The 7,263-nt window shown below is 30.7% G+C and carries 9 protein-coding genes; 1 reads left to right on the top strand and 8 read right to left on the bottom strand.

All coding sequences use genetic code 11. From position 1 onward, the window contains the following. Nucleotides 1-54 precede the first annotated feature (54 nt). Nucleotides 55-324, bottom strand: a complete 270-nt coding sequence (locus VN21_RS13125) for an ArsR/SmtB family transcription factor (RefSeq protein WP_046823648.1) — start codon at nucleotides 322-324, stop codon at nucleotides 55-57. 159 nt (nucleotides 325-483) lie between these two features. On the opposite strand from VN21_RS13125, the gene VN21_RS13120 reads away from it, so the two are divergent. Beyond that, nucleotides 484-1,020: a deoxycytidylate deaminase gene (locus VN21_RS13120; protein ID WP_064503618.1), complete on the top strand. Its 537-nt coding sequence runs from the start codon at nucleotides 484-486 to the stop codon at nucleotides 1,018-1,020. Between the two features lie 42 nt (nucleotides 1,021-1,062). Here the strand turns inward: VN21_RS13120 and surE are convergent, their stop codons facing one another. From surE to VN21_RS13085, 7 genes are all read right to left on the bottom strand, one after another. After that, nucleotides 1,063-1,821 (bottom strand): 5'/3'-nucleotidase SurE, encoded by a 759-nt coding sequence (gene surE, locus VN21_RS13115; RefSeq protein ID WP_046823647.1) that lies wholly within the window; start codon nucleotides 1,819-1,821, stop codon nucleotides 1,063-1,065. Nucleotides 1,822-1,836: 15 nt separating this feature from the next. Continuing rightward, nucleotides 1,837-2,709, bottom strand: coding sequence for a MurR/RpiR family transcriptional regulator (locus VN21_RS13110; RefSeq protein WP_021430735.1), 873 nt, complete (start codon nucleotides 2,707-2,709; stop codon nucleotides 1,837-1,839). Nucleotides 2,710-2,838: 129 nt separating this feature from the next. Then, on the bottom strand, nucleotides 2,839-4,089 hold the full coding sequence (gene gltS / locus VN21_RS13105) for a sodium/glutamate symporter (RefSeq protein ID WP_226896707.1): 1,251 nt from the start codon (nucleotides 4,087-4,089) through the stop codon (nucleotides 2,839-2,841). A gap of 256 nt (nucleotides 4,090-4,345) precedes the next feature. Beyond that, entirely contained in the window at nucleotides 4,346-4,885 is a 540-nt protein-coding gene (locus VN21_RS13100; protein WP_332840883.1) for a 2-oxoacid:acceptor oxidoreductase family protein, read from the bottom strand. A gap of 18 nt (nucleotides 4,886-4,903) precedes the next feature. Further along, nucleotides 4,904-5,716, bottom strand: a complete 813-nt coding sequence (locus VN21_RS13095; RefSeq protein WP_046823645.1) for a 2-oxoacid:ferredoxin oxidoreductase subunit beta — start codon at nucleotides 5,714-5,716, stop codon at nucleotides 4,904-4,906. Then, entirely contained in the window at nucleotides 5,698-6,846 is a 1,149-nt protein-coding gene (locus tag VN21_RS13090) for a 2-oxoacid:acceptor oxidoreductase subunit alpha (protein ID WP_046823644.1), read from the bottom strand. Before VN21_RS13090 ends, VN21_RS13095 begins: the two co-directional genes overlap by 19 nt. An 18-nt stretch (nucleotides 6,847-6,864) precedes the next feature. Further along, the gene (locus VN21_RS13085) at nucleotides 6,865-7,062 is read right to left on the bottom strand and encodes a 4Fe-4S dicluster domain-containing protein (RefSeq protein ID WP_046823649.1); all 198 of its coding nucleotides are present in this window, start codon (nucleotides 7,060-7,062) and stop codon (nucleotides 6,865-6,867) included. Between the last annotated feature and the right edge of the window lie 201 nt (nucleotides 7,063-7,263).

Genomic DNA, 7,263 nt, shown 5'->3' with positions numbered 1-7,263 from the left:
TAAAATTTTATAGTATAAAAATATAACTGTCTCAATCTTGAGGCAGCTATATTTTTACTTTAAGATTTCTTTTATTATATTTTCATTTAATACATTTTTTAAAGTTTCTTTATTTATATCATAATAATTCCATTTTCCTTGAGAAATTTTAACTATAAGATTATTATCAAGTAACAATTTTAAATGATATGATAGTTTTGACTGAGAAAGATCAAACTCATCCACTAACTTACACACACAAGTGCTACCCTTTTTATTTAAAGTTCTAAGTATCTCTAACCTTTTTTTATCAGCCAGAGCTTTAAATATATCTTCATAACTCATATACTATATTCCTCCAAATAGTTTTACTTTATTTATATTATAACACTTATTTACTAAAACTTACATTATGCACTTAACAATTTACAAAATAAGATATTTATTTATAGATTTATGCGTTTATGTTATTATTATAATATCACGTTTTAGAAGGAGGCTTTTATGAGGATACTATTTACAGAGTGGGCTATGAATATAGCTGAGCAAACCAAAGTTAGAAGTACTTGTGTGTCTAGGCAAGTAGGTGCAGTTATATGTATGGATAAACAAATAATAAGTACAGGTTATAATGGAGCTCCTTCTGGGGCTATTCACTGTACAGACATAGGATATTGCGAGAGAAGAAAAAGAGGCATTCCTTCAGGTCAAGGACTTGAATTGTGCAGAGCTGGTCATGCAGAGGCTAATGCAATTACACAATGTGCTAAAAATGGAACTAGTTGTAATGGTGCCGTTTTGTATGTGACAACTCAGCCTTGCGTATTTTGTTGTATAGCATTAATACAAGCCGGAATTAAAAAGGTTGTATTTAAAGGAGAATACCCTACTGGGCTAGGACTTCAACTATTGGAAGAGTCTGGTGTTGAGTATATAAAATATGAAGATGAACTCGAAAGCGAAAGAAAATCTGTTGAATTAAAACAAATAAGTGAAGCAAAAAGAATAGAAGAATTTTTGTCAAAACCAAAAAGATACTAAAAATAGGTGAACAATGATTTTAAAATCATCGTTCACCTATTTTTATAATAAATTTATATTGTTCAAAACATCAATTTTTTTATAGTTAGTCATATCAATATTTATTGGAGTTATAGAAATATACCCTTCTTCTATTGCTTGTATATCACTATCTTTTTCTTGGTCAAGCTTTCTTACTTGACCTCCAATCCAAACATATCTTTTTCCATAAGGACTTTTTCTTTCCTCTATGACATTATCATATTCCCTTATACCCAATTTAGTTATTTTATATCCTTTTATATCTCCATATGGTATATTTATGTTTAAAATGCAATCAGCAAATATATTCATTTCGCTCGTTAAGCTTTGTACTATTTTTTTTATATACACAGAAGCATCTTTATAAGTACCTCTTGATACATCAAATCCATCATACGATATAGCTATTGATGGTTTTTTTTGTATAAGCCCTTCAATAGCTGCCGAAACAGTACCTGAATAAATTACATCCGTACCCAGGTTAGCTCCATTATTTATTCCACTTAAAACTAAGTCAATTTCAATACCTTTTAAAATTGATTCAATCCCTACCTTAACGCAATCAGCAGGAGTGCCGCTTATAGAGTATGATTTTATTTTATCCGATATATGTTCTTCTTTAATCATTATAGGATCATGTATTGTTATGGCATGGCCCATAGCACTTCTTTGAGTATGAGGAGCTACTATATAAACATTTGCTATATCACTTATAGTTTTAGCAAGTTCTAAAATTCCATCAGCATAAATACCGTCATCGTTAGTGATTAATATATTCATATATACCTCCTAATTTTATTCGTATACAGAAAACTTCTCCCAAATTTTTTCTAAATCATCAAAGTATTCTTTTATATCATCTTTTTCTTTCATTCCTATTGATACTACAAGAGCATTGGATAAGCTCAATGCCGGAACAAGAGAATCAACAAATGATGCCATATTACTTTTTACTAATAGTGTCGTGTCTGCAACCGTAGCAATTGGGGCGAATAAACTATCTGTCATAGATATAATATGTGCGCCCTTACTTCTTGCATAATCTACTACTTGATAGCTTTTCTTTGAATATCTAGGGAAACTTATCGCAACAACAACATCTTCTTCTGTTATTCTTACAACCTGTTCAAACGCATCTCCCATATCCATCCTTATAATATGAACATTGTCTAATATGATATCTAAATAAAATCCTAAGTATTGAGCTATACTAAACGAACTTCTCATACCTAATATATATATTTTTCTAGCATTTAAAAGCTTATCAGAAGCTTGTTGGAACATTCTTTCATCTAAGTTTTCTAAAGTGTCCTTTATATTATCTATATCACTTTTTAAAACCTTACTTAAAATTTTACAGTCATCTGAATACTCCTGATTCATTTCTACCCTTTGCACAGTTGTCAACTTATTTTTTATAAGTTCTTGAAGAGCATCTTGTAGTTTTGGGTACCCGGAAAATCCTAAAGCATTTGCAAATCTTACTACCGTAGACTCACTTACTCCAACTTCTTCTCCAAGTTTAGATGCAGTCATAAATGCAACTTTATCATAACTTGATATTAAATATTGAGCTATAAGTTTTTGACCCTTACTAAGTCTTGGATATTGCTTTTGAATGTCATCAATTAGTTGTTTGCTATCTTTAAAATCTTTAGTTTCGTTCATTTTTTTCTCCTCATAATTACTAATGATTTATTATATTAAGCTATAAGCCTTTTTACATTTAACATAACTATATTATACCATCTTTTGCTACTTTTTTTAAATAATATATAAGTTTTTTACATTATTTATTTATAGCAAATTTATAAATGTAGTTATAACTGCCGAATTGAAGAATTCTATAAATAAAGCTCCAACCAGTGGTAAAATAAAAAATGCATTTTGACAAGGCCCAAACTTACTTGCAACCGATTCCATATTTGCTATTCCATTTGGAGTAGCTCCCATTCCAAATCCACAATGTCCTGCAGCTAATACTGCTGCTGTATAATCTTTTCCCATTATTCTAAATGTTACAAAATATGAAAATAAAATCATTAACATAGTTTGTATACTTAATAAAATGATTATAGGTACTGCTAAATCTATAAGCTCCCACAGTTTTAAACTACACATTGCCATAGATAAAAATAAAGATAAACAAATGCCGCCAATGCTAGAAAGTTCATTTTCAGGAGTTTTCCATGCTCCTTTTGCATCTGATAAATTTCTCATTATAGCTGCAACTAGCATAGCCCCTATGTAACTTGGCATAGTAATCTCTACACTAGAAAACCCTGCTGAAATTAAAGTACCAAATCCCATAGCTATTATAATTTGTATAGCTCCACTTACTAAACTTTGCTCAGACAATTTTGGTAAATTAACTTCGCATGCGCTTGTGTCAGAGTCTATTCCCGCTGATTCTAATTCTATTAAATTTTCATACTCATCCTCTTTATTTTCCAAATTGTGTTTTTCTACTAGCCTGTTTGCGATAGGTCCTCCTATAATGCTTCCAACTACTAATCCAAATGTTGCACACGCCATAGCTATGCTAAGAGCTCCATTTAACCCCTGAGCCTCCATAAGTGGTCCAAATGCCCCAGAAGCTCCATGTCCACCTGTCATTGAAACTGATCCTGCTATAAGCCCTAGTAAAGGGGTAACTCCTATAGCTTTTGCTGAAAAAATACCTATTATATCTTGAGCCAGAACTAATAAAACCGCAACAATTAAAAATTTTATTACTCCTACTCCGCCTTTTTTCAAAGCTTTAAAACTTGCTGTAAATCCTACGGTTGTAAAAAACGCTGTCATTAAAATTCCCTGTAGTGTCGTGTCGAATACTACAGCAATTACACCTGTTTGTCTTAAAACAAATGATATAATCGCAAAAGAAAAACCTCCTATAACTGGTGCTGGTATACAATATTTTTGTAATATATTAACCTTTGCTTTAATAAAAGATCCTATAAGAAGTACTATTGTTGTAAATGCAAGACTTTGAACCATATCTAAGTTCATTGTCATTATCCCTAACTCTTTTGATAATTCAAACATACGCATCCCTCCTAAATTATATAAAAACAACTAAAATACCTTTTAATTAAAAAATAATTATAATATTAAAAAATAAAATTCAAATGATTTATTATATATTTTTACTTCTTTTGATTTTATTTTCTGAAAATTAATGTTATTTTTTTTCGTATTTCAAATTATAACACAAACTGTTTTGAAATACGAAATTTTTTATTTTTTTTGTTTTTTATTTTTTATTTTTAATTAAAAGAGAAAGGAAAATTCCTTTCTCTTTTTAATATGCATAATTAACTAATGATCTCCCTAGTTCGAAAGCGTTTTCATTAAGTTCCTCTGTTCCTTTTGGAACTCTAGCTAATATAGCTTTTTTTAACATTTCGTTGTCTACACCTTCTATTGTTTCACTTATAACACCTAGTGCTACAATATTAGCTACCATAACCTTTCCTAATTTCTCCTTACTACTATCTATGATAGGAACTTTAATTACTTTTGCATTTTTTGTATCTATATTTTTTTCATCCACAGTAGAATCTATGATAACAATTCCATCATTTTTTACAGTATGTGAATACTGATCAAAAGATTTTTGAGTCAAACTCAATAATATATCAGCTTCTCTAACTTTTGGGAAATTAATTTCACCATCACTTATTATAACTTCAGCTTTACTTGCTCCACCTCTAGCTTCGGGACCATATGATTGAGTTTGAACAGAGTTTAAGTTTGATAATATAGCTCCTTCTGCAAGTATTATACCAGCTAAAATCAGTCCTTGTCCTCCTGATCCACTAAGTCTTATCTCTTTTCTCATATTCATTTCTCCTTATAATCATTTCACCCTATTTATTATTTTTTTATATTCATCTGTATATTCTGGCATTTTGTCACTTTTAAATATACCAAAAAATTGTTTATTTTCAAGTTTTTCTTCAGGTAATTTATCTTTTAGTGCTACATCAACATAATTATCTTTTAAAATATTCATAAGCGCTACAGCTGAACCCTTTTTATTTTTTCTACCATAGTAAGTAGGACATAAACTCATACCCTCAATGATAGAAAATCCTTTGTGAACTATACCTTTTTTTATGTATTCTATCATTTGTTTTGCATGATATGCAGTTCCTCTAGCTACAAATGTAGCGCCTGCCCCCTTAGATAATTCACATATATCAAAAGGCTTATCAATATTGCCATAAGGCGCTGTTGTGGCAAAGTCATTTGTATTAGTAGTTGGAGAATACTGACCTCCAGTCATCCCATATATATTATTGTTAAAAACAATTGTAGTTATATCTATATTTCTTCTACATGCATGTATAAGGTGATTACCTCCTATTGCTGTGCAATCCCCATCTCCAGTTACAACAATTACATGCATATCCGGATTTGCAAATTTTACACCTGTAGCAAATGGTATTGCTCTACCGTGTGTTGTATGCAAAGTATTAAAGTCTAAATATCCAGATGCTCTAGATGAACATCCTATCCCTGATACTACACATACGTTATCCTTATCTAAACCTAATTCGTCTATAGCAACCGCAATAGATCTCATAAGGATACCATGTCCACATCCAGGACACCATATATGTGGTAATCTATTTGATCTAAAATTATTTTCTACAACGCTACTTGGCATTTTACCACCTCCATAACCTTATCAACAATATCTTCCGGTGTTATAATTTCTCCATTGTATTTATTAATTCCAACTACATTGCAATCACTATCACAAACTCTTTGAACCTCTTGTATCATTTGTCCATAATTTAGTTCAGGAACATATATATTTCTGACATGTTTGCTTAATTCTTTAACTTTTTCTTCAGGGAATGGCCATACTGTTTTTATAGTAAATAATCCAGCTTTAATACCATTGCTTCTTAATGTATCTACTGCATCTTTTGTACATCTACTCATACATCCAAAAGTTATAAATAACTCTTCGCAGTCATCTACGTTATATTCTTCACAAATTAATATATCGTCTAAATTTTCATTAATTTTATTCATTAATCTATCCATAAGTTTTTTTGTTTGTTCTGTACTATTTGTTGGGAATCCTGTTTCATCGTGCATAAGACCTGTTACATGATATCTGTATCCATCTGAGAAGTTTGCCATTGGAGGCACTAGAGTTGTTTGATCGTATATTTTGTATTCATTTTTATTCGCTTTAACTTTTTGTCTATCATATATTTCAAGTTCATTTTCATTAGGTAGTTCAACTTTTTCCCTCATATGTCCTATAACTTCATCTAATAATAGTATTACAGGAGTTCTATATTTTTCTGAGAAATTAAATGCTTTTACTGTCAAATCAAAAGTATCTCTTACACTTGTTGGCGATAACGCTATTATTGGGTGATCTCCATGAGTTCCCCATTTAGCTTGCATTAAATCTCCTTGAGCTGGAGATGTAGGAAGCCCCGTACTAGGACCACATCTTTGTACATTTACTACTACACATGGAATTTCTGCAAGTGATGCATATCCAATATTTTCTTGTTTGAGTGAAAAACCTGGCCCACTAGTTGCAGTCATTGATTTAAGCCCTGTTAAAGATGCTCCAATAGTCGCTGCCATGGATGCAATTTCATCTTCCATTTGTATAAATTTTCCACCAACTTTTGGCAACATGTATGATGAAATTTCAGCTACTTCGGTAGATGGTGTTATTGGATAACCTGCAAAGAATTTCATCCCGGCATATAATGCACCATGTACACAAGCTTCATTTCCTTGTAACAATTTTACTTTTTTATGCATAACGCTCTACCCCCCTTATTATTTTTCTTCTTTAGATATATAAATAGCATAATCTGGACATCTAAGTTCACATAATCCACAAAGTACGCAATTTTCTATATCGTCTACAGAGATTATATTGTTCTCTAATTTTAAAACTTTTTTAGGACAGTATTCTACACAAATACCGCAACCTTTACACCAGTTAGTATCTATTGTAAGTCTTCCTTTTTCCAAATTTATCTCCCCCCCTACAACTTTTACTTTCACTTTAATAGTAGCTATTTCTTCTGCCAATTGCAATTATTATTTCATTTTTAGGGATATTCCTACATTTTTGCAATTTTGCCATGCAAACTTTCATACTTACATATAAGTATTATTATATTTTATAAAATTTAATTATAACTAAAGTATAAGTTCATTGATTTCATGGGA

The sequence above is a fragment of the Paraclostridium benzoelyticum genome (assembly GCF_001006285.1).
Lineage (GTDB): Bacteria > Bacillota > Clostridia > Peptostreptococcales > Peptostreptococcaceae > Paraclostridium > Paraclostridium benzoelyticum.
The sequence above is the reverse complement of the archived record's forward strand: the minus strand, read 5'-3'. Positions and strand labels throughout refer to the sequence as shown.